Below are 22612 nucleotides of genomic sequence, written 5' to 3'. Positions count from 1 at the left end.
GAGCCTCGGGCGGCTCCCGTGAGGGTCGCCCTGACAAAGGGAACTCTGCTGGTTCCCCCGACCTACTTCGCTCTCACGCACGCGGGTGCGATGCCGGAGCTCACGTGGCAGGCCTTCACGCTGGCGGCCCGCGTCCAGGACCCGACCGTTGCGGTCCCCGTCCACGAGTCGGCACCGGGGGCGCTGCGCGGCGCCCTCCCGTCGCGCGTCGTCTCACAGGCGCGGGGCATGGGCGCGATGCGCCGGGCGGTCGGGGCGTGGAAGCCCGACGTCATTCACCAGCACCAGGCCACGTGGTCCCTGCCCGCTCTGGGCGCGGCACGCGACACGGGCGCGCCCCTGGTGGTCACGCTGCACGGAGGAGACGCCTACCGCCGGCTCGGGCGGCCCCCGGGCGCCGCGTGGAACGCATACAACCGCGCCGCCGCCTTCCGCGGCGCGAACCGTCTCCTCGCGGTCTCGCGGTACCTGGCGGACGTCGCGCTGGGCGCGGGGGCGAGCGGGGAGCGCCTGAGCGTGCACTATCAGGGGGTGGACACCTCCTGGTGGACGCCGATGCCTCAAGGCCCCCAGCATTCCCCCACCGGGGAGGTGCCCGTGGTTCTTTTCGTTGGGGCGCTCAGCACCCTCAAGGGGGTCACCGACCTGGTGGAGGCATCAACCAGGCTGCACGCTACCCACCCCCACGCGCTGGTTCTCGTGGGTGACGGGCCGCTCGCCTCGGGCCTGCGCGCAACCGCCCCTGAGCACGTGACACTCACCGGGCCGCTCGACCGAAACGGCGTGCGCGGCTGGATGCGGCTTTCCCGCGTGCTCGCGCTGCCGACAAAACCGACGCAGGGCCGGGAGGAAGCGGCCGGTTTGGTGCTGCTCGAAGCTCAGGCGTGCGGGGTTCCCGTGATCGCCTATGCCACGGGCGGGACGCCGGAAATGGTCGCGCCGGGCGCATCGACGCTCACGCAGGCGCGCACGCCGGATGCGCTCGCGCGCGCGCTGGAGCGGGCGTTGGCGTGGTCCGACTCAGAGCGCGCGGACCACGGGCGGGCGTGCCGGGAGTGGGTCCAGGAACACCGCTCGCTGCGCGCCTCCATCGACCAGCTGCGCGCCGTCTACGATGAGGTGACGCCCTAGCCGCGCCACTTCCTCACAGATCGATGGCCCGCCCGCAGCTGGCGGAGGCCAGGATCGCCTCGACAACGCGCAGGTTATCCACGGCCTCGTCCATGGTCACGTGCTCAGCGCCGCCATCGCGGATCGCGTCGCGGAAACGCTCGTGCTCAAGCGCGAGGGGCTCGCGTTTGGTCAGGGCGTAGCGCACGACCTGCCCCTCGCTGACGCCCCGGAAGGCGGCGATCGCATCCCACTGCAGGGGCGCGTGTCCGTTCTCATAGAAGGTCAGGTCCCCCATCGCCGTGTCCGCCACGAGGGCGCCCCTCTCGCCCGTCACGATCGTCGTGCGGTCCTTGTAGGGGCTCAGCCAGTTGACCAGGTGATTGACGAGGATCCCCCCGGCAAGCACGCCCGAGGCGACCATCATGTCCTCGTGGGGGCGACCCGATCGCGCCGACGTGCGCGCGTAAATGCTCTGGTAGGGGGCGCCCGCCACCCAGGCGGCGAGATCGACGTCGTGCGTGGCCAGGTCTTTGACGACGCCCACGTCGCTGATACGCGCGGGAAAGGGCGACTGCCTGCGGGTCGCGATCTGTTCGATCTGGCCCAGCTGACCGGAAGCGATCCTGGCACGCATATCGATCAGCGCCGGGTTACAGCGCTCCACGTAGCCGACGGCACCCACCAGGCCCGCCGCCGCGAAGGCGTCACGGATGCGCGTGCCCGCCTCCACGCTCGCTGCGAGGGGCTTTTCGACGAGGGTGTGCACCCCGGCCTCTGCCAGGGCCAGCGCGGCCTGCTCGTGGTGGGCGGTCGGGGCGGCGATGATCGCGGCGTCGATCCCGGCCTCAATGAGCTCTCGGACGCCCCCCAGGACGGGCAGATCTCCCGCCACCGCGAAGCGGTCGCCACCCGGGTCTGCCACGGCCACCAGGTCGATACCCGCAGTGGCGCGCGCGTTGCGCACGTGGTGGCGTCCCATTGATCCGATCCCCAGGATCCCCAGACGAATGTTCCCCATTTCAGGCACCGGCTTCCGCGAGCGCGTTCACTGCCTCAACGATGCGGTCCAGGTTGCTTCGCGTGAGCGACGGATAGACGGGCAGGGAGAGGACCTGGGCGGCGGCGGCGCGCGTGGCTGGAAGATCGGTTGCGGGGGCGAAGCACGCCAGAGAGGGCAGCTCGTGGTTCGGGATCGGGTAGTAGACGCCCGAGCCAATACCGTGTTCTTCGCCCAGGGCGCGTGCGAATCCGTCGCGGTCCTCTTCCACTCGGATCGTGTACTGGTGGTAGACGTGGGTGGCGCCCGGGGCCACGTGCGGGGTGACGACGCCTCGCAGGTGGGCGCTCAGGTAGGCGGCGTTGGCCTGGCGCTGGGCCGTCCAACCGCCGACCTTGGTCAATTGGACGCGGCCGATGGCGGCGTGAATGTCCGTCATGCGGTTATTGAGCCCGATGATCTCGTTTGCGTAGCGCTTCTCCATGCCCTGGTTGCGCACGAGGCGTACCCACCAGATCAGCTCCGGGTCGAAGCTGGTGACCATACCGCCCTCGCCGCTGGTCATGTTCTTGGTCGGATAGAAGGAGAAGGCCGCGAAGGCACCGAAGGAGCCGACCGGGCGGCCGTGCAGGGTCGCGCCGTGAGCCTGGGCGGCGTCCTCGAAGATCGCCAATCCTCGTTCGTCGGCGATGGCCTGGAGCGCATCCATTGACGCGGGGTGGCCATAGAGGTGGACGGGCATGATGGCGCGGGTGCGGGGGGTGATCGCTTGGGACGCTGAGGCGGGCGATAGAGTAAAGGTGAGCGGGTCGATGTCCGCGAAGACCGGTGTGGCCCCCGTGATGGCAACGGAGTTAGCGGTGGCCGCGAAGGTGAAGGATGGAACGATGACCTCGTCGCCCGGCCCGATCCCGGCGGCCAGAAGCCCCAGGTGCAGGGCAGACGTACCGGAGTTCACCGCGACCGCCTGCGTTCCGGGCACCAGCTGGCGCGCGAACTCCTCCTCGAAGGCCCCGACCTGGGGCCCCTGGGCGATCATGCCCGTGCGCATGACGTCCGCGACCGCGTTGATCTCCTCCTCCCCGATGAGGGGACGGGCGGACGGGATAAAGGGGTGCTTCACCGTTCCTCCCCGCGGGTTTCGTCTGGCCGGGCGTGCGTCGGCGACCAGGCCCGGGGGGCCTCAGCCGTGAGCCTTCCCCCACGCTCGACGTAGCGCGCGCCGGTAGCCGGGCATACCCAGGCCTCTTCTAGGGCCTCATCGAGCGATTCTCCGGCGCTTTCGGCGGTGTCGCGGACGAGGGGCACGCCGGCCTCGCCGACCCATCCGACGCGACGCGCGGGAACCCCCACGACCAGAGCGTAGGGGGCCACGTCGCGAGTGACGACGGCTCCGGCACCGATGGACGCCCACGCTCCGACGCGCACCGGGGCGACGCACACGGCGCGCGCACCGATCGATGCTCCCCGCTCGACGATGACCCCGACTTTGTTCCAATCCTGGGTGCCCTTGAGGCCGCCGTCCGGATTGATTGCACGGGGGCAGTGATCGTTCGTGAAAACGGCGGCCGGGCCGACAAACACTCCCTCCGCGAGAGACGCGGGTTCGTAGATGAGCGCGTAATTTTGGATCTTGCAGCGCGCGCCGACTCGTACCCCCTCGCCGATGTAGGCGCCGCGGCCAACGATCGTTTCTTCCCCGACCTCGGCGTCTTCGCGAATCTGGGCCAGGTGCCACACGCGCGCGCTGGCCGCGATCCGCGCGCTGGCCGCGACATCGGCATTGGGATCGATCACAGTATCTCCCTCGGGTTTCGTGTGAGCTCAGGCGCGCCCCCGGCGGACGGGATGCCCGCCAGATACCCACACTATAGGCGCGCCGACACCCCAATGTGCGACACTGGACGAATGCAGCAGCGCTCAGACACGTGGGTTGTTATCCCCGCGTTCAACGAGGCGCCCGTCATCGGGGGCGTCGTTGCGGGCGTGCGCGCTCTTTTCTCTCATGTTCTCGTCGTGGATGACGCCTCGACCGACGACACCGCGATCCTCGCCAGACGGGTCGGCGCCTTCGTGGCCTCGCACCCGCTGAACCTGGGCCAGGGCGCCGCCTTACAGACGGGCTTTGACGCCGCCCTCGCGCGCGGCGCCCAATACGTCGTCACCTTCGATGCCGACGGTCAGCATGATCCCGCCGACGCCGCGACGATGGTCGACCGCGCGCGCGACGAGGACCTGGCCTTCGTGCTCGGTTCCCGTTTCCTGGCGGGTGGACACGCTCGCCCGGGGAGGCTGAGGCGAACCCTGCTGCGCTTCGGAGCGGCCGCGGCCCGAGCACGCACGGGCATGGCGCTCACCGACACGCACAACGGCCTGCGGGTGATTCGCTCCGACGCGCTTGCCCACGTTCACCTGACACACACGCGGATGGCACACGCGTCCCAGATCGTCTCGCAGTTGGCCGCGAGCGGCCTTACCGGCTGCGAGCATCCCGTCACCATCTCCTACACGGACTATTCGCGCTCCAAGGGACAGCCCCTGCTGAACTCGATCAACATCGTCGTGGACCTGGCGCTGGGGGGGCAATGAGTACCTACCCAATCATTCGTATCCTCCTTCTCATCGCCCTGGCCGCGATCATTTGGTGGCTCGTCCGCCCGGTGTCGTCAGCGGCCTCGCTGGCCCTGCGCCGACTTGGCATCGGCGTGTTGGTTGCGGGCGCCACCGTCGCCATCCTCGTGCCGTCGCTGGCGAACACGCTCGCCCACGCGATAGGTGTCGAACGGGGCGTGAACCTGATCGTCTACGGTCTGGTTGTCGCTTCGATCGCTCAGATGGTGACGGCCTATCGGCGCGAGGCGCGCGCGGAGGCACGCATGGCGTCGCTCGCCCGCGCGCTGGCCCTCGCGCACGTGCTTCCGCCCGAGGATCCCGGGGCTTTGCCCGCCCCTTCTGACTCCTCTGCCCCCCATCCGCCAGAAGTGGAACGCGCCGCTTCCGGCCCCGCTTCCCCGACAAATACGTCCGATAACGATATGGTTACAAGTAATGAGTAACGTGAATCTGCGGCCGATCCAGCACTCGGCCATCAACTACGGACGCTTCGGCCTCGTGCGCAGCGCGCTTGCCATCTTGATGACCGGCGTGCTCTTCGTCGTCTCCACGGCTGGCTTCGTCTACGCCAAGCTCAGCTCGCAGTTCGCCGAACGCGTTGTCGACATCAACGCCTACACGACCGACGAGCAGAACAAGGCGACCCCCGATTCCTTCGATGGGCGGGCCGTCAACATCCTTGTGGTCGGCACGGACTCCCGCAGCGGGGCCAGCGGCGACGTGGGTGCCGGCGACCAGGACGACGTCCCGGGCGTGCGCAACGATTCGACGATGGTCATCCACATCAGCGCCGACCGCTCGCGCGTGCAGATTGTTTCCATCCCGCGCGATACCCTGGTTGACATCCCCGCGTGTAAGCACCGCGACGGCTCCAGCAGCGCCCCCCTGAGTAACGAGATGTTCAACAACGCCATGTTCTATGGCGCCGACGGCGGCAACTCGGAAGAAGACATCGTTCCCGGTATCGCCTGCGTTAAGTCGACCGTCGAAAACATGTCCGGCATGACGGTCGACGCATTCATGGTCGTCAACTTCGCTGGCTTTATCGACATGATCGATGCGCTGGGCGGCATCTGGTTCAACATCCCTCACCGCGTTGAGGACGAGGAAGCGCAGCTGTACGTCGATGCTGGCTGTTACAAGCTCGACGGAACCAACTCGCTGGCCTATATGCGTTCGCGCAAGGGCCAGGGGGACGGCTCCGATATCTCCCGCATCGGCCGCCAGCAGCAGCTGATTTCTGCGATGGTGCGCGAGCTGCAGTCCAAGAACTACGTCACCGATCCGGGCGCACTCATTAGTTTCCTGCAGGCCGCGATCAAGGCAGTCAAGGTGTCCTCCAACCTGGGTGACGCCAGCTCCGACGCTACCCTGCTCGTCAACGTCTTGTCGAAGGTCAACCGCGCGAACATCCAGTTCGTCACCATGCCGGTCAAGGAACCCTCCTGGGACCCGAACCGCCGCATCGCGTCCGAGCCGATGGCTCGCAACGTGTGGAACGCGCTGAAAAACGACCAGGCCCTTCCTGTGGGTACCACCTACACCGACGGGAACGGCGCCCAGCTGGTGGTGCCCGACCCGAACGCGGACTCTGCCCAGAGTTCGGGTGACTCCTCCGGCCAGGACACGAATCCCTCCACGCCGGGCAGCGGCGAGGGGAGCACGGACAACACCGAGCAGTCCGTGTCCGTCGACAATAACGCCGCCAACGAGGCCGCGGCCCAACAGACCGTAGCTTCTTGCCCGCCGAAGGACAAATGAGCACTCCTCCCTCGTTCAGGCCCGACCCCGCGCGGCGCCGCCCCGGATCTGATGACGTTCACGTCGTCGGTGAAGAGGTGCGCGGGGGCGCGCCCGCTCCCCCGCCGGAGGCCCTGGCGCCTCGCATGTGGAGGATCAACGAGGAGGAGGCCGACGCTTCCCACCCGCTGATGCCGCGCACGCTGGATCAGCCAAAGAGGAGGCCCACGCCGCGAGGGCCGCGCCGTTCGACTCCCGAGCAGGCGCCCCCTTCGTTCCGGCCATCTTCGGCCTCGATTCCCCCGTCCTACACACCGTCGGGGAGCGGACAGAACCAGGCACAAGCGCGCCCTCCTCAATCGGCGCCCGTCTCCCCCCTCCCCCCTGCGGCACCCCCCGTTCCCGCCGCGACGCCACGCCGCAAGCGCCGTCACCCGATCCTCAAGACCCTGTGTTTCCTCCTGGTTCTTCTCCTCGCGTGGGGCGCTTTCCTGCTGTGGGACGCGAACACGAACATGGGGCGCGTCAGCGCTCTGTCCGGCGGCACCAACACGCCGGGAACCACGTACCTGTTGGCCGGGTCCGACTCGCGCGCGGACGGGGCCGTCCAGGACGGCTTCGACGAATCCGAGCGCGCCGACTCGATCATGCTGGTGAATGTCGCCCCGAACGGCCAGGCCGTCGCTCTGTCGATCCCCCGGGACACCTACGCGCAGATTCCGGGGGTGGGCTGGGACAAGATCAACGCCTCCTACGCGTACGGCGGCCCGCAGCTGCTGGTGGAAACGGTGGAGAAGCTGACGGGCCTGACCGTCGATCATTTCGTTCAGATCGGCATGGCCGCGGTCCCCGGCATGGTGGACGCGGTCGGCGGCGTCACGCTCTGCTACGACAACGACGCCGACGACGCGTATTCGGGGCTCACCTGGACGGCTGGCTGCCACAGCGTGGATGGGAAGACCGCGCTGCAGTTCTCGCGCATGCGTTACCAGGATCCCGAGGGGGATATCGGCCGCACGAAGCGCCAGCGCCAGGTGATTTCCAAGGTCATTTCTGCCGCCGTGTCCCCCTCGACCCTAGTTAATCCGGCGAAGACCCTGCGCGTGGAGCGCGCGGGATCGAAGTCTTTCACGGTCGACGAGGACTCCTCCGTGTTCACCGTCGCCGCCCTGGTGATGGCCCTGCGCAGCGCCTCCTCCCACCAGCTGATGGGGGTACCGCCCATCGAATCGCTCAACTACACGACCAGCGCGGGCGGTTCGGCCGTGCTTCTGCGCGACACCACCGCGGACGATTTCTTTGCCAAGCTCCGATCGGGAACCCTGGTGTCCTCCGACCTGAACCAGGTCGACGGCCTCTAGGAGATCCGCTCGCCTCCGGCTGCTCGACAAAGCCCCGGCCCCGTTTCCTTCTTATCAGGAACGGGGCCGGGACGTCTTGAGATGCGAAGATGGCCCTCAGGTGCCGGGCACAGTAATGGGGCGCGGCCCCGCCTGCCAGCCTTCCCACGCGGAGGCGAGGATCTCATCGACCCCGTTGTTTGCCTTCCAACCAAGATCGACGCCGATGGAGAGGGGGTCGCCGATGAGCTTCGGCGGATCCCCGGCGCGGCGGTCCAGCACCTCGACCGGAAAGTCCCATCCCATCACGCGACGCAGGCCGTCGATGATCTCGCGAACGGACGTGCCCAGCCCGGTGCCCACGTTGTACGTGTGATGCTCGGGCTGGCGTCCTTCGGCCAGCACGTCGAGGGCGGCGACGTGGGCCTCCGCCAGATCCAGGACGTGGATGTAGTCGCGCACGCACGTGCCGTCCGGGGTATCGTAGTCGGCGCCAAAGATCTTGGCGCTGTCGCCACGCTCAACGCGGTCAAGCACCATCGGGATCAGGTTCATGATGGCGTCGTCGGCCAGGTCGGGCCATCCGGCACCCGCGACGTTAAAGTAGCGCAAACCGATCCACTTCAGGTCCCACGCGAGCTCACAGTCCGCCATCATCCATTCGCCGATCAGCTTCGTTTCGCCGTATGGGTTGATGGGATGGCCACCCATGTCCTCGGTGACCACCGGAACATCCGGCATTCCGTAGACGGCCGCGGAGGAGGAGAAGATCATCTGGTCGACGCCTGCGTCCTCCATCGCCAGGAGCACGTTGGCCATCCCGCCGACGTTCTGCTGGTAGTACCACGCGGGGCGCTGCACGGATTCACCGACCTGTTTGCGAGCCGAAAAGTGGATGACGGCCGTGACGTCTTCGTCCGCCATGAGGGTAGACAGCACGGAGCGCGCTTCGTCGCTGGTCACGTCGAGGCGGACGAGCGTGGCGTCGCCGATACGCGAGGCCTTACCACTGGAGAGGTCATCAACGACAACGACGCGATCCCCGCGCTGACGCAGGAGGCGGACAACATGTGCGCCGATGTAGCCGGCGCCACCACAAACGAGAATACTCATGCCTTCAGGATACGCCGCGCACGCTACCGGCTGCTACCCGCAGGAACCGCGTGAATCGACGGGCGCGTCAGGCGCCAACCGGCCGACGATCCTCTGCGGTGGAGCCACCGTCGGCTCCACCACTGCCCGCAGGTCGATGCCGAGCGCGGTCGCGCTCTCATGCATCAGCTGCCCGCCGATGACGGCGACGGTCGGGGGCCTCGATCGCGTGCTCCATGGGGATCAATCCACCGCTGGGCTAGAAGCGACGCGACCTGCGTCCCATCGACATGAGGGGCCCCTCTGGCATGACGCGATCGGGGTCCAGGGACGCTGGAATGGCGGCCACGGAGACCGTAAAGACCGGGGGTTTATTGTTTTTCAGTTCGAGCCGTCCCCCCATCGCCTGTGCCAGGTCGTGTGCGAGGGCCAGACCAATACCCGTCGACCCGTGCCCGGACACGCCCTTTTCGAAGATGTCCGGGGCGAGACTTTCTTCGATTCCCTCCCCTTCGTCGCTCACTTCGATGACGACGCCACGCTTGGAGGAACCCGCGTGCGCCCAGACACGAGTCGTCCCGTCGCCGTATCGCAGCGAGTTTTCGATGAGGGTCGCGAGCACCTGCCCGAGCTTTCCCGCATCCGCCAGGATCGGGCGCTCGGCTTCGTCTAGGAACACCAGGGACCTGCCCGCCGCCTCGAATTGGTCCTCCCACTCTTCGCGGGCCGTGTTAAAGACCTCCAGGATGTGGATCGCCTCGGTCTGCCCGCTCTCTCGCTTGGAGACGTCCAGGAGCTCCGTGACGACGTTCGTCATGCGTTCGACCTGTTCGAGGCAGGTGCGGGCCTCGGCGCGCACGTCTTCCTCCGAGGAGATCAATTCGATCTCCTCCAACCGCATCGATAGCGCCGTGATCGGGGTGCGCAGCTGGTGGGAGGCGTCCGCTGCGGCCTGTCGTTCGGCGGCCAGGCGCCCGGCCATGCGCTCGCCCGTGCGGGCCAGTTCCTCTGAGACCAGGTCGATCTCTTCGATACCCGAACGCTCCACGCGTGCGCGAACGCCGCCCGATCCGATCTGCTCGGCCTGCGCCGCCAGGTAGATGAGGGGGGCCGACAGGTCGCGCGATAGCGAGCGCGCCATCAGCCAGCCGATCAGCATGGAGATCGCCATGCCGCTCCCGAACAGCGCACACACCCACGCGATGCGACTCAGTGCGCCCGACGCGGAGGAGGTCAGCTGCACGGAGACGCCGCTGGGCGAGGAGGCGACCGCCGACATTGTGTGCCCCGGGATGTTCTTCCCGTTGGTCACCAGGTTCGCGTCCGGGATCTTGATCCGGTAGGCCAGCTCACCGCCTCGGCTCTTCGCCTGATCGGCGACCAACGAGGCCAGCGTCGCGGCATCGTTGTTTTCTCCCGCGGCGCGTCTGCGTTCGATGCTGCGCAGGATCAGCTGCGACTGGACCTCCAGGCTGCGCTGCTCGGACGCCCAGACGGACGCGGAGGCAAAAAACGCGCCTGGAAGGCCCATCAGCATGCACACGACGGCGACGACGCTAACGATCATCCTCACCGCGCGTGCGCGCATGGCGGGCCTCCCTTGGCGTCGCGCTCAGCGCGCGTTCTCGAAGCGGAAACCCATCCCGCGCACGGTCGTGATGTAGTGCGGGTCGGTTGCGTCGTCGCCGAGCTTGCGCCGCAGCCAGGACACGTGCATGTCGAGAGTCTTGGTCGAGCTGGTCGGATCCGAACCCCACACCTCGCGCATGAGGGCATCTCGCGCGACGACGGATCCGGCCTCGCGCAGGAGCACGCGCAGCAGGTCGAATTCCTTGGCCGTCAGGCTCAGTTCCACGTCGCCGACGAACGCGCGGTGCGCGGCGACGTCCATGCGGATGTCCTGGGCGCGCAGCTCGCCCTCGGAGGGCTCGGAGGCCTGGCGGCGCAGGAGCGCGCGCACGCGGGCCAGCAGCTCCGCCAGACGGAAGGGCTTCGTCACGTAGTCGTCCGCGCCCGCATCGAGGCCAACGACCATGTCGACCTCATCCGTGCGCGCGGTGAGGATCAGGATCGGGACCCGGTTTCCGCAGGCGCGAATTTCTCGCGCGACGTCCAGGCCGTCCATGTCGGGCAGGCCGAGGTCCAGAACAACCAGGTCAACGCCGCGAACGTCGGCCAGGGCTTCGCCGCCGCTCGCGTGCGCGCGCACGTCATAGCCTTCCCTGCCCAGTGCGCGGGCGAGGGGCTCAGAGATGGCCGGGTCGTCTTCAACGAGGAGAACTGTAGTCACCTGAGCATCTTAGCAATCCCGAACCAAAACTTTCACCTTTCTTGACCCGCCGTTGCGGCCGGTCGGGCGCCGGTTCGGCGGCGTGAGAGGCGTCTAGTCCACGACGCTAGACAGCAGGTAGGGGGAAACCGGACCAAAACCGCGCAAGTCCGCGGTGGGGAATTCCTCGAGTTCGTAGCCGTCTCCCCCCTTGCCTGCGGCGATAGCGGCGGCGGTCGCCGGATCGGTGAGGATTTTCCCGACCGGCGCGATGTCCACGAGGCGAGACGCGAGGTTGACGGTCGGCCCGAACACGTCGCCCGAGCGTGAAAAAACGTCCCCGCGCACGAAGGAAGCGCGCACGGGCAGCATCTCGTCGTCGGCATTCAGGCGTTCGATGAGTGCGGTGACGACGCGCAGCCCGGTCGACAGGTCATCCGCGATGTACAGCACGGCGTCCCCGATCATCTTTACGACGCGCCCGCCCTCCTCGATCACGGCGGTTCGGCTCTCCTCTTCGAAGCGCCCGATAAGCCCGACCAGCGCGTCGCCGAGGATCGTCGATGAGGACGTGTAGGAAACCATGTCGACAAAGCCGAGGCATCGATTCAGCGGGAAGCGGTCATGCCGCTCCTCGTGGCCTCGCTGAGAGACCTCTCGATCGAAGCGTGACAGGGTTGCCTCAAGCTGGCGTCGCCACGAATAGGTGAACATCTCTTGGAAGACGTCGACGTACTCGCGCATGTGGTCCAGCACGTACATGCGGGCGGTCGTGTCGTCCAGCATCAATCGGCGCATCGAATCCTCGACCAGGGCCTCGTACTGCCACAGGGCCAGCCTGTCGGCCAGGTGGGAGCTCGCGCGCAGGAGCGAACGGGACGTCGCGGTGTCAATATCGCCGGACTCAACGAGGTCGTGCCACCGATTGAACACGTCAAGGTCACGCTGAGAAAAGACAGGATCGTCGGCGCCGGGAGCCTGGAAACCCAGGGCGATCCAGAACTGGAAGACGCGCTCGATCGGCGTATTCGTGGCCTGAGAAATGTCCCGGGCGGAATATGTCAGGTGACCGCCGAGCAGCTGAGGAACATAGCTTGTTGCGGTCAGGTCGTCAGGAGCCGCCTGGGACGACGCCATGGGCTCATCCATCGCACATCACTCCTCGTTGGGCTGACTCAACACCACATCAGCGGGTAGACGGTTATCGGATCATTTTTCAAAAGTCACACCGAAAATGCGACCTCTCACACTATTTATTGTAGTGGTCCCATATCCCTTTCACCAGGGATTTGCGCGTTTACCTGCAATAATCCAGATTTGTGCACCAATTGTCAGCCCGCCTGCACGTTTGCGCCCCGATGGTCCACAATGTTCCTATGCGCCTCATACTCGCCTCCGCCTCGCCCGCCCGCCGCGCAACACTCGTCGCAGCGGGGATCACCCCCATCGTCAAGGTGTCAACAGTCAACGAGGAATCCGTCCTCGCCAAACTTCCGGGCGGACGCGCGTTTTCGGGGGGCCACACGACCCCCGGGGACGAAGTTGGGGCACTGGCCGCGGCCAAGTGCGCAAACGTCAGCGAGGCCCTACGCGCGCCGGGCTCCGAGGCGGCGCTGCCCGATAGCGAAGCCGCCCTGGTCATCGGCTGCGATTCCATGCTCGAGATTAACGGCCAGATGCAGGGAAAGCCGCACACCCCCGATGTCGCCCGCGAACGCATTCGAGCTATGCGGCGCATGACCGCCACCCTGTGGACCGGCCACTCGGTCGCCCTCCTCTCCCCTGCCTCGTCCGCGCCGGGAACGAAGCCCAGCGCGCGGACCATTAAGGCCCAACTCACCCGCTGCGCGTCCACCCAGGTCCATTTCGGCGACATCTCGGACCAGGAAATCGACGCCTACGTGGCCACAGGAGAGCCCCTGCAGGTCGCCGGCTCTTTCACGGTGGACGGGCTGGGCGGCCCCTTCATTGAGGGCGTCACCGGCGACTACCACTTAGTGGTCGGCATTTCACTGCCGTTGCTGCGTTCGATGGCGACCGAGCTGGGCCTCTTCTGGCCCGACCTGTGGGATACGCCGCGCCCCTGAGTTTCGCGGCCAATCGAGCGGGTTGCGCCCCGTAGTGTAGGACACATGGAAAACAGCACTGCATGGGGCGTCGGCCTCGCAACGATCACCCTGGACGGAACCACGCTGGACACCTGGTACCCCGCCCCGCACCTGGGCGAACCCGGAACCGACGAGGAGCTGGCGGCCTCGCTATCCGCGCTGGAGCGTCTCGACGACGCGCGCCGCGTGCGCACGGCCGTCCAGGTGACGGCAATCAAGTTGGAGGAGGCTCCGGAAACGACCGCGGACGCGTACCTGCGCCTGCACCTGCTCTCCCACCGCCTGGTCAAGCCGAACACGATCAACCTGGACGGCATCTTCGCGGTGCTGCCCAACGTCGTGTGGACGGACGCCGGAGCGTGCGCCGTGACGAACTTCGAGGCCACCCGCATGCGCCTGCTGGCCCGCGACGGCCGTCCCGTCACGGTCCTGGGCATCGACAAGTTCCCCCCGATGGTGAATTACGTTCTTCCCTCCGGTGTGCGTATCGGCGACGGCGCGCGCGTGCGCCTGGGCGCCTACCTCTCAGAGGGCACCACCGTCATGCACGCCGGTTTCGTGAATTTCAACGCTGGAACGCTGGGCCGCTCCATGGTCGAGGGCCGCGTCTCGCAGGGCGTCGTCATCGGCGACGGATCGGACGTGGGCGGCGGCGCCTCCACGATGGGCACCCTGTCGGGCGGCGGCAATCAGCGCGTGCGCTTGGGCGCGCGATGCCTGCTGGGCGCAAACTCCGGCCTGGGCATCGCCCTGGGCGATGACTGCGTCGTCGAAGCGGGCCTGTACGTCACCGCCGGCGCGAAGGTCACGCTGATCGACCCCTCCGGCGAGGCCGAGCCACGCACGGTGGCGGCGCGCGAACTGTCCGGCGCTTCCAACATCCTATTCCGCCGCAACTCGCAGACCGGGCGTATTGAGGCCATCGCCCGCGCCGGCGTGGTGGGCATCGAACTCAACGACGCGCTGCACGCATCGAACTGACCGCCTCCGCGACGAGGCCGGGCTCCCTCACGCTGCACCCGGCGTTTGCCGGTGAAGACATTGGCTATCGCCACCGCGAAGCGATGCGGCTTGCAGCGGCCTTCATGCGCTCGTCCGTGGCCGTGAGCGCCACGCGAACACGGCCGCGGGCGGCGGTGCCGTAGAAGTCGCCGGGAGCGACGAGAATGCCCAGCTCCGCAAAGCGGTTGACGAGCGCCCACGAATCTGCCCCTGCCGTCGGGTCTGCGACCCACAGGTACAGGCCCGCCGCGCTGGCCGGGTCAACCTCGAGTCCGGCACAGGCGAGGGCGTGCAGCAGCAGGGCACGCCGAGCCTCGTACACGCTCCTCTGGGCAGCGACGTGCTCCGTGTCGGCCAGGGTCAGGGCCATGGCGTGCTGCACGGGGGAAGGAACCATCAGGCCGGAGTGCCTGCGCACCGTCACGATTGCCTGAACCAGCGCGGGATCGCCGTACATGAGGGCCGCGCGGTAGCCGGCGAGATTCGACTGCTTGGACAGCGAATACAGGACTAGCAGGCCGGAAGGATCCCCACCACAGACGTGCGCGTCGAGCAGCGACGGAACCCCCTCGCTCACGTACGGCTCGGACCACGGCAGGGCCGCGTAGCATTCGTCCGAGACGATCACAGCCCCGCGAGCGCGTGCCCAGGCGACGGCACCGCGCAGCTGTTCCTTGTTCATCACGTGACCGTCGGGGTTTCCGGGCGAATTCAGGTAAACCAGGGGCGCGTCGGGCCAGGAGCCGGGGCGAGTCGGGTCAACGGGGATGGGGGTGGCGCCCGCCAGTCGGGCTCCCACGTCGTAGGTGGGGTAAGCGACCTCGGGAACCAAAACGGCGTCCCCCGCCCGCACACCGAGCAGCGCGGGGATCCAGGCGACGGCTTCCTTGGATCCGATCGTGGGAGTCACGCCGGAGCGGCCCACGTCGACCATGCCTCGGCGAGCGCCCCACGCCAGGATCGCATCGCGCACCTCCCGGGTCCCCGCGACCGTGGGATAGCCGTGCGCGTTCGCGGCGTCGGCGAGGGCGGCGCGGATGAACGCCGGGGTGTCGTCAACGGGCGTTCCGACGCTTAAATCACAGAGCCCCCCGGGGTAGTCGGCTGCCCGCGTTTTGGCGGGGGCCAGCTGATCCCAGGGGAACTCGGGCAGGTCGAGGGCGCGGGGAAGGGGAAACGTCATCCCCCCACCCTATCTGACCTTTACATGTTCTCGGCTTTCCAGTCCTCATTCTGGGGCGGCAGCGCGGTAATCATCGGATCGTCATAATCCTGGGCGCCGGTCTTCTGGGCGCCGCCCGGGCTGCCCAGCTGGTTGAAGAAGTCGGCGTTCGCGCGCAGGTAGTCGGACCATTCATCGGGCAGGTCGTCCTCGTAGAAGATGGCCTCGGTGGGGCAGACGGGTTCGCACGCCCCGCAGTCGACGCACTCCTCCGGGTGGATGTAGAGCGTGCGCTCGCCCTCGTAGATGCAATCGACGGGGCACTCGTCCACGCACGCGCGATCCTTAACGTCCACGCACGGCTGCGCGATGACGTAGGTCATGAGACGTTCCTCCTAGTCAGTTCCATAGGCTCGTTGATTCTATTATTCACGTATGAGCAGTCCCGAGTCACCCGGCATCCACGACGACGTTCCCAGCGGCACTATTCCGCCAAATCACGCGAAGAAGCCATTGGGGGCGCGTGAGGAAATTTCTGCACGTACCCCTGGCGCAATTCCCGTGTTGCCGTGGATGCAGTTCGAGGTTGGTGAGCGGATCGTGATCCGCTATCGCCTGGCCGACGGTCTGCACGACGCACTGGGTGAGGCCGTTGAGGTTGCCCCCACCCACGTGAGCGTTGCGACCAGGCGCGGCGTGGTCCGTGTCGACGCGCGAACGATGGTGACGGGCAAGCGCGTCCCTCCCCCGCCGACGCTGTAGCGGGGAACGACCAGACCGTCAGCGGCTCGCGCGGCGCTCGCGCGCGGCGATCTTGAAGCGCTCCTGAGCATCCAGGACGACCTTGCGCACGCGCACGGCCTCGGGGGTAACCTCGACGCACTCGTCGTTGGCCGCGAACTCGAGCGATTCCTCGAGCGTGAGCTTGCGCGAGGGGGTGAGCGATTCGTACACGTCTGCGGTAGCCGATCGCGTGTTCGTCTGTTTCTTCTCGCGACAGATGTTTACGTCCATGTCCTCGCCGCGCGGGTTCTCGCCCACGACCTGGCCTTCGTAGACCTCGGAGGAGGGCTCGACAATAAAGGTACCGCGCTCCTGCAGGTTCGTCATCGCGTAGGGGGTGGCCTGCCCGGCGCGGTCCGCGACGAGGGAGCCCGTGAGGCGCTGCTCGATGGGACCCTGCCAGGGGGCGTAGCCCTCGGAGATGGACGAGGCGATGCCCGTGCCGCGCGTTTCGGTCAGGAAGCGCGTGCGGAAGCCGATGAGGCCGCGGGCGGGAACGACGAACTGGAGGCGAATCCAGCCGGATCCGTGGTTGGCCATGGTCTCCATGCGGCCCTTGCGGCCTGCCATCAGCTGCGTGACGGCCCCCAGGTATTCCTCCGGGATGTCGATCGTCATGCGTTCCATCGGTTCGCTCAGGGTGCCGTCGATCTCCTTGGTGACGACCTGTGGTTTTCCGACGGTCAGCTCGAAGCCCTCGCGTCGCATCTGCTCGACGAGGACCGCCAGGGCGAGTTCGCCTCGTCCCTGGACCTCCCAGGCGTCGGGGCGCTCAGTGGGCAAAACCTTGAGGGACACGTTGCCGATGAGCTCGCGGTCCAAGCGGTCCTTGACCTGACGGGCCGTGACCTTCGCGCCCTTGACGCGACCGGCCATGGGCGACGTGTTGATGCCGATGGTCATGGAGATGGCCGGATCGTCGACCGTGATGAGCGGCAGCGGACGCGGGTCTTCAAGGTCAACCAAAGATTCGCCGATCATGATGTCCTCGATTCCTGCGACGGCGACGATCTCGCCGGGAGCCGCCGAGTCGGTCGAGACGCGCTCGAGACCTTCCGTGGCCAGAAGCTCCGAGATGTGGACGCGTTGGATTGATCCGTCGTGGCGCGCTAGACCCACGTCCGCACCCTTCTTCAGGGTTCCGTTGTGGATGCGTAGCAGCGCGAGGCGCCCCAGGAAGGCAGACGCGTCCAGGTTGGTCACGTGCGCCTGCAGCGGCGCATCGTCGTCGTAAGTGGGGCCGGGGATCCGGCTCAGGATGGTCTCGAACAGGGGCTCGAGGTCCTCGGTCGGCAGCTGAGCGTCCCCGGGGTTTTCCAGGGAGCACTTTCCGGCCTTGGCGGAGGCATAGACGACGGGCACGTCCATCAGGGAGTCCACGTCAATGTCGATGCCCTCGTTCATGAGGTCCTCGCCCAGGGAAAGCAGCAGGTCGGTGGTCTCGGAGACGACCTCCTCAATGCGGGAGTCGGGTCGATCAACCTTATTGACCACGACAATGACGGGCAGGTGCGCCTGGAGGGCCTTGCGCAGGACGAAACGGGTCTGGGGCAGGGGCCCTTCGGAGGCGTCGACCATGAGAACCACGCCGTCGACCATGGACAGGCCGCGCTCGACCTCGCCGCCGAAGTCGGCGTGTCCGGGGGTGTCAATGACGTTGACCGTCACGCCGTCCGTGAGTCCCAGGGCCTGGGCGGCGGGTCCCCGATAGTGGACGGCCGTGTTCTTGGCCAGGATGGTAATGCCCTTTTCCCGCTCAAGGTCGCCGGAGTCCATGACACGCTCACCGGTCTTTTCCACCGTGTCGTGCTCTAAGAAAGCTCCGGACTGCCAGAGCATTGCGTCAACCAGCGTGGTCTTCCCGTGATCGACGTGGGCGACGATCGCGACGTTTCGCAGGTCGGGACGCATGGACATATGTGGACTCCTCGAATATGGATACCTGTTACCGCGTGTGATGGGGCACAAACGGCCCGATGTTGTTCGGCCACCTGACCGATTCCAGACACACGCTTCCCAAGAATATCGGCTTACGGATGGCCGATGCGGACCCCACCCTGCGACTTCCACCACGTCACGACAACAATGGATCAAACCAACCGGTCTATTTGCCGGACAACCTCACATGCCGTTAACTGAGGACTATGACAAACATCGCCGCGCTCGGCGCCGACATCCCCGAGGGTCGAGTCACGCCCCCTCTCGGCGCGCATCCCTGCCGCCCCCGCCGGGCGAAGCCTTCCAAGGTTCATAGGCTCTCCTCCCGCACCATCTCGGATAGCGCGCACGCGCATGACACAGACCCCAGCGACGGAAACGCTTGAGCGAGCGAGACCCGAGTAGGATTGGCTCCAGCTACGAACAGAAAGGCCACCATGGCTCTCACTCGCGCACTCGCGTCCGCCTACCTTGGCGTCTCCCGCTGGAAGTTGTCGACGCAGCCCCTGCCGGACAAGGTCATCGTGATCGGCGCCCCGCACACGTCGAATTGGGACGGAGTGTTCATGACGGTCGCCATGTGGAAGCAGGGCCGTAGCTTCTCCTTCCTGGTCAAGGACTCCGTGGTGAAGGCCCCGCTCCTGGGGTGGTTCGTCAAAAAGATTGGCGGGATCCCGGTGAAGCGCGGCGCCGCGCACGGGCTCGTGGAGCAGGTGGCCACCCGGATCAGGGAGTCACAGAGTTTCACGCTGTGCCTCACCCCGAAGGGCACTCGGTCACCGCGCGACTTTTGGAAGTCCGGTTTCTACCGCATCGCGATGCAGGCGGATGTGCCGATTCAGCTGGGGTTCGTGGACAGCGCCACTCACACCTTCGGGTGGGGGCCGTCTTACCGTCTGACGGGCGACGTGCGGGCCGACATGGACGTGATCCGCGCGTTTTACGCGGATAAGGTCGGCGCGCGCCCGGAATACACGTCGGTTCCTCGCCTGCGCACCGAGGATGAGGACGCATGAGGCTCGCGCGGGTATTGTGCAGCGCCGCAGCCACTCTGGCTCTGACGGCGTTCGGTGGGGTTGCGTTGGCGGATGAGCCAACCCCGATCCGTCTCATTGAGGTCTATGAGATCACGCCGGGGGTGAACGCGACCCACGAGGTGACCCTGTCCACGGACCACCCGTTGATTGGCGAGCAGTGCCAGTCGATGGGGACCGCAGCCAAGGCGACGTCGTCGGTGCTGGTGGATGTCGACGGGGTCGCGGGCTGCCGCTTCACGTGGGTGCTCGAGGACGCCGGTGCCGAGGTCGTTTCGATCGAAGACGGTGGGATCTTCCGCTTCCACTCGGTGTCCGCGAGGCTTCTCGAGGGCTACTCCTCACCCGAGGCAACAGCCACGATCGCGCGCGTCACCCTGGTCGCTCACGCTTCCCAAGTTGAGGAGGCCTCCGCCGGCGGGTCCGTGTCCTCGCACGCGGGGTCCACGAAGACGGACGCCAGCACCGTCACGTGGGAGAACGTCACCGAGGATGTGAGCGCGGCGGGCACGGTTGATGCAACCGGCACCAGCACTCCATCCGCGACGCCTTCGCCCTCCTTGGCCGCGTCCGCGACTACTAACAGAGGAGAACACGAATCCTCGTGGCGCCTGCTGGCCCCGATCATCGGCCTCACTGCCGCCGTGCTCGGGCTCGCCATCGCCGGCGCGGCCGTACGCTTCGTGACGGGGGCGCGCCGCAGGGCCGCCGACGCGCGATTCGACCGCGACGCGTCGGAGCGCGCCGCGCAGCGGCGCGCCTTCGCGGGCGACGCTGCGACGCCTCGGGGACTCAGCCGCTCCGCACGTACCCCCGAGACGCCAGCGCCTGACCAAGGCGGAGCGGACGTCCAGGATTCCGATCGATTCTCCCCTCCGGGGCGTCCGTAGCCCGCCGCGCGGAAAACCGCACCGCTGCCCATTCACGCCGGTTGGGACCGCTTTTTCGTCAGCCGACATGAAAGTAGCGTGTGACGAGTTCCTCGACTGAGACCCTGGATTCTGCCAGGTCGTCCCGTAGGTGCTCGTCGCCCAGGTCGACCAGGTGCGACACCCACGAATCTATGAGGCCGCAGGGGAATACGCCGCGCGCCTCGTAGTCCTTTCGCTGAGCAAGGAGTCGACCGGCGGCCTCGAAGCACGAGGCGGGCAGCTGCTCGAGGCCGGGCGTCTGCGAGGCATCGCCATCGACTTTGCGCTGGCGCGCGTATTTAGCCATGCCCGGCTCCGTCAGCCCAAGGCGCGCGGCGACCGTGATGCCCGCCAGCAGCAGGTGGATGTCCGCGGATCCGTCGGGGCTGCGCAGCTCGATCGTCTGGGAATCGTTGGGCAGGTCGATCAGCTGCGTTTCGGCGGGGTTTGCGTCGCGGAACATCGAATCATCGATGTTTTGCCATCCCAGCGGAACGCGCACCAGAACGGAACGGTTGCGATCGCCCCAACAGATCGCTGTTGGCGCCTCCTGGTGGGGAACCAGGCGCAGGAAGGATGTGGGCGCGGTATTGCCGAAAGCGGTGAGCGACGCGGCATGCGAAAGATACCCGCCGATGACCTTGAGCGCGTCCTTGGTCAGGCCCGATCCTGTCGAGAACCGGTTAACGCCGTCCTTCACCAGACGGGTGTGGAAGTGCATGCCGGATCCGGCTTGCCCGACCGCGATCTTCGGCGCGAATGACACCTCAATGCCATGGGCGTGCGCAACCTCGCGCAGCACCCACTTGGCCAGCACCATCTGGTCGGCAGCATCAACCACATCGACGGGGAGGAACTCGATTTCCTGCTGGATCATTTGGCGCCCGTCCGCCACGAAGTTGCCCACCTCCGAATGCGCGTACTTCACCGCACATCCCATTGTGACCAGGTGAAGCAGGGTCTGCGTGCGCACGTTCTCCCACTTCGAGAAGGGGCCGGACTCGTGGTAGCCCCGCTGGGGTTCGACGGGGAAGAGCTCCTCCCGGTCGGAGAACAGGTAGTATTCCAATTCTCCCAGCGCCTGAAGCTCGCAGCCGGTTTCCTGCCTCAGGGCGTTTTGTGCCTTGCGCAAGATCTCCTGGGGCGCCGAGGCCAAGGGTACTCCGTCCACGTCATAGAAACCGCACAGGATATCGAGCGCCTTGATCGGCGTGAATGGGTTCAGAAAGGCCGTCGACAAGCGCGGCACGACGTACAGGTCCGAGGAGGTCGCATCGACAAAAGTAAAGAGCGAAGACCCGTCGACGCGCTCGCCGAGCGTGAGGACGCGGTCCAAGTGCGCCTTGGATTGGACCGCAAAGTTAAGTGTCTTGAGACGCCCGTCGCCTCCGACGTAGCGCAGGTTCAGCATCGGGATGTTGTTGTCCTCGATATAGCCGATGATGTCGGACTTCGTAAACTCCTTCGCAGGCTTTCCGAGCGCCTGGACGAGGGGGTTGGGACTGAGGGAAATAGTGTCGGTCGACAGCATAGATCACTCCTCATTGAGCATGATTAGGTTCACACGATTGTGACACACTTTGACACCGAACAAAAGCTCTCGCATCACGCGCCAGCGCAACGTTTTTCGCCATCGTCCCGGAGATCTCCGTCCCCTCCCACGCCGGCGCATCCATCCGTTCGTACCCGCACATGGGAAACCCACGCCTGGTCACCCACGGCGACGTTTGTGCCGCTAACACGCCCCTCTGGCCGCTCGCCTCCTCTCTGAACTTCGTTGAAGCGGCCTTGCACCGTGCGTGCGACCTGTTTCCCCGCCTCCTCGTTGTCGCAGAAATCTCCTGGCACGAGGATGAGGGGCTTGCCTGGGAACATCTGTCCGCCCTCATCGAACGCGACACGGCTTACCTGGGGCGCGTGTTTCCCTCCTTCCCCCAGCGCGCGTAAATGAGGGCCGCGCACCCGAGCCAGGTGCGCGGCCCCGTGCCCCCTAGCGGGGCGAGGTTCGGAGCAGGCTTGAAACCCGCCCCACTAGGCTTTAACTAGCGCAACGACCACGCCTTCAACCGCTCCGCAAGCGCGCGTGCAGCGGCGTCCAAACGCGCGGCTTCCGGCGTGTCCTCACGCTTGACCGCGCGCCAGTAGGCGACCTTCGTGCGCAAAAACTCGCGGCGCAGCTCGATGATCTGCGCTTCTTCCCGCAATCGCTCATCCTGATGCTCCAGCAGGGCGACGAACTCGGAAATGTCGCGTTCTCCGCCCAATCCCGACCGCACGTATTCGCGCATGTCGGCGATGGACATGCCCGAGGCGGACAGGCAGGCGACCCACGTCAGCAGTTCGAGGTCTTCTTCCATGTAGATGCGGTGACCGCTGGAGGGGTCGCGCGCGATGGCAGGAATGACACTCACGTCCTCGTAGTAACGCAACGTGGATGCGGGCAAGCCGACGAGCGCCGACACCTCCTTGATGGAGTACGTGCGCCCGGAGCCTGTTCCTGCCATGGCTTC

23 protein-coding genes are annotated in these 22612 nt (G+C 66.6%); 11 read left to right on the top strand and 12 right to left on the bottom strand.

Going from position 1 to position 22612, the window contains the following annotated elements; genetic code table 11:
- Positions 1-18 precede the first annotated feature (18 nt).
- Complete coding sequence (locus tag BLT68_RS07655; RefSeq protein WP_074633531.1) at positions 19-1131, top strand: glycosyltransferase; 1113 nt, start codon at positions 19-21, stop codon at positions 1129-1131.
- Positions 1132-1144: 13 nt separating this feature from the next.
- Here the strand turns inward: BLT68_RS07655 and BLT68_RS07650 are convergent, their stop codons facing one another.
- From BLT68_RS07650 to BLT68_RS07640, 3 genes are read right to left on the bottom strand one after another with little or no spacing between them, the layout of a single operon-like run.
- Entirely contained in the window at positions 1145-2131 is a 987-nt protein-coding gene (locus BLT68_RS07650) for a Gfo/Idh/MocA family protein (RefSeq protein ID WP_070778889.1), read from the bottom strand.
- Between the two features lies 1 nt (position 2132).
- On the bottom strand, positions 2133-3233 hold the full coding sequence (locus BLT68_RS07645; protein WP_074633530.1) for a DegT/DnrJ/EryC1/StrS family aminotransferase: 1101 nt from the start codon (positions 3231-3233) through the stop codon (positions 2133-2135).
- Complete coding sequence (locus BLT68_RS07640) at positions 3230-3907, bottom strand: acyltransferase (RefSeq protein WP_074633528.1); 678 nt, start codon at positions 3905-3907, stop codon at positions 3230-3232. Before BLT68_RS07640 ends, BLT68_RS07645 begins: the two co-directional genes overlap by 4 nt.
- A gap of 111 nt (positions 3908-4018) precedes the next feature.
- On the opposite strand from BLT68_RS07640, the gene BLT68_RS07635 reads away from it, so the two are divergent.
- The 4 genes from BLT68_RS07635 to BLT68_RS07620 are packed head-to-tail and all read left to right on the top strand — an operon-like array spanning position 4019 to position 7824.
- A complete protein-coding gene (locus tag BLT68_RS07635) occupies positions 4019-4699 on the top strand; it encodes a glycosyltransferase family 2 protein (protein WP_050694453.1) in 681 nt (226 codons plus the stop codon).
- Complete coding sequence (locus BLT68_RS07630) at positions 4696-5166, top strand: DUF2304 domain-containing protein (RefSeq protein WP_074633524.1); 471 nt, start codon at positions 4696-4698, stop codon at positions 5164-5166. The genes BLT68_RS07635 and BLT68_RS07630 overlap by 4 nt, the downstream gene beginning before the upstream one ends.
- Complete coding sequence (locus tag BLT68_RS07625) at positions 5159-6484, top strand: LCP family protein (RefSeq protein ID WP_070778898.1); 1326 nt, start codon at positions 5159-5161, stop codon at positions 6482-6484. Before BLT68_RS07630 ends, BLT68_RS07625 begins: the two co-directional genes overlap by 8 nt.
- On the top strand, positions 6481-7824 hold the full coding sequence (locus BLT68_RS07620) for an LCP family protein (protein ID WP_050694450.1): 1344 nt from the start codon (positions 6481-6483) through the stop codon (positions 7822-7824). The genes BLT68_RS07625 and BLT68_RS07620 overlap by 4 nt, the downstream gene beginning before the upstream one ends.
- 96 nt (positions 7825-7920) lie before the next feature.
- On the opposite strand, the gene galE is transcribed toward BLT68_RS07620, so the two are convergent.
- The 4 genes from galE to BLT68_RS07600 form a co-directional block, all read right to left on the bottom strand.
- Positions 7921-8916 carry a UDP-glucose 4-epimerase GalE gene (gene galE / locus BLT68_RS07615; RefSeq protein ID WP_050694449.1) on the bottom strand — a complete coding sequence of 332 codons (996 nt, stop codon included), beginning with the start codon at positions 8914-8916 and terminating at the stop codon, positions 7921-7923.
- Between the two features lie 238 nt (positions 8917-9154).
- Positions 9155-10483 (bottom strand): sensor histidine kinase, encoded by a 1329-nt coding sequence (locus tag BLT68_RS07610; RefSeq protein ID WP_050694448.1) that lies wholly within the window; start codon positions 10481-10483, stop codon positions 9155-9157.
- Between the two features lie 24 nt (positions 10484-10507).
- Complete coding sequence (locus BLT68_RS07605) at positions 10508-11185, bottom strand: response regulator transcription factor (RefSeq protein ID WP_050694447.1); 678 nt, start codon at positions 11183-11185, stop codon at positions 10508-10510.
- A gap of 93 nt (positions 11186-11278) precedes the next feature.
- Entirely contained in the window at positions 11279-12313 is a 1035-nt protein-coding gene (locus BLT68_RS07600) for an adenylate/guanylate cyclase domain-containing protein (protein ID WP_050694446.1), read from the bottom strand.
- A gap of 227 nt (positions 12314-12540) precedes the next feature.
- Here BLT68_RS07600 and BLT68_RS07595 point away from each other — a divergent pair, with 227 nt between their 5' ends.
- On the top strand, positions 12541-13251 hold the full coding sequence (locus tag BLT68_RS07595) for a Maf family protein (RefSeq protein WP_050694445.1): 711 nt from the start codon (positions 12541-12543) through the stop codon (positions 13249-13251).
- A gap of 45 nt (positions 13252-13296) precedes the next feature.
- Positions 13297-14253 carry a 2,3,4,5-tetrahydropyridine-2,6-dicarboxylate N-succinyltransferase gene (gene dapD, locus BLT68_RS07590; RefSeq protein ID WP_074633523.1) on the top strand — a complete coding sequence of 319 codons (957 nt, stop codon included), beginning with the start codon at positions 13297-13299 and terminating at the stop codon, positions 14251-14253.
- Between the two features lie 64 nt (positions 14254-14317).
- Here the strand turns inward: dapD and dapC are convergent, their stop codons facing one another.
- Both dapC and fdxA read right to left on the bottom strand, forming a co-directional pair.
- A complete protein-coding gene (dapC, locus tag BLT68_RS07585) occupies positions 14318-15457 on the bottom strand; it encodes a succinyldiaminopimelate transaminase (RefSeq protein WP_074633521.1) in 1140 nt (379 codons plus the stop codon).
- Positions 15458-15477: 20 nt separating this feature from the next.
- Complete coding sequence (fdxA, locus tag BLT68_RS07580) at positions 15478-15819, bottom strand: ferredoxin (protein WP_050694442.1); 342 nt, start codon at positions 15817-15819, stop codon at positions 15478-15480.
- Positions 15820-15871: 52 nt separating this feature from the next.
- On the opposite strand from fdxA, the gene BLT68_RS07575 reads away from it, so the two are divergent.
- Positions 15872-16198: a putative acetyltransferase gene (locus tag BLT68_RS07575; protein WP_074633519.1), complete on the top strand. Its 327-nt coding sequence runs from the start codon at positions 15872-15874 to the stop codon at positions 16196-16198.
- Positions 16199-16216: 18 nt separating this feature from the next.
- Here BLT68_RS07575 and typA read toward each other — a convergent pair whose 3' ends face one another.
- A complete protein-coding gene (gene typA / locus BLT68_RS07570) occupies positions 16217-18136 on the bottom strand; it encodes a translational GTPase TypA (RefSeq protein WP_050694440.1) in 1920 nt (639 codons plus the stop codon).
- A 458-nt stretch (positions 18137-18594) separates the two neighbouring features.
- Between typA and BLT68_RS07565 the strand changes: the two genes are divergently transcribed.
- On the top strand, positions 18595-19173 hold the full coding sequence (locus tag BLT68_RS07565) for a 1-acyl-sn-glycerol-3-phosphate acyltransferase (RefSeq protein WP_070778912.1): 579 nt from the start codon (positions 18595-18597) through the stop codon (positions 19171-19173).
- On the top strand, positions 19170-20081 hold the full coding sequence (locus BLT68_RS07560) for a hypothetical protein (protein ID WP_074633518.1): 912 nt from the start codon (positions 19170-19172) through the stop codon (positions 20079-20081). The genes BLT68_RS07565 and BLT68_RS07560 overlap by 4 nt, the downstream gene beginning before the upstream one ends.
- Before the next feature lie 58 nt (positions 20082-20139).
- Here BLT68_RS07560 and BLT68_RS07555 read toward each other — a convergent pair whose 3' ends face one another.
- Entirely contained in the window at positions 20140-21633 is a 1494-nt protein-coding gene (locus BLT68_RS07555) for a glutamine synthetase family protein (RefSeq protein WP_074633516.1), read from the bottom strand.
- A 161-nt stretch (positions 21634-21794) separates the two neighbouring features.
- Between BLT68_RS07555 and BLT68_RS09320 the strand changes: the two genes are divergently transcribed.
- The gene (locus tag BLT68_RS09320; protein ID WP_074633515.1) at positions 21795-22049 is read left to right on the top strand and encodes a hypothetical protein; all 255 of its coding nucleotides are present in this window, start codon (positions 21795-21797) and stop codon (positions 22047-22049) included.
- A 95-nt stretch (positions 22050-22144) separates the two neighbouring features.
- Here the strand turns inward: BLT68_RS09320 and BLT68_RS07545 are convergent, their stop codons facing one another.
- Complete coding sequence (locus tag BLT68_RS07545) at positions 22145-22606, bottom strand: MerR family transcriptional regulator (protein ID WP_050694435.1); 462 nt, start codon at positions 22604-22606, stop codon at positions 22145-22147.
- Between the last annotated feature and the right edge of the window lie 6 nt (positions 22607-22612).

It is taken from the genome of Schaalia meyeri, from assembly GCF_900105015.1.
GTDB classification, from domain to species: domain Bacteria; phylum Actinomycetota; class Actinomycetes; order Actinomycetales; family Actinomycetaceae; genus Pauljensenia; species Pauljensenia meyeri.
The sequence above is the reverse complement of the archived record's forward strand: the minus strand, read 5'-3'. Positions and strand labels throughout refer to the sequence as shown.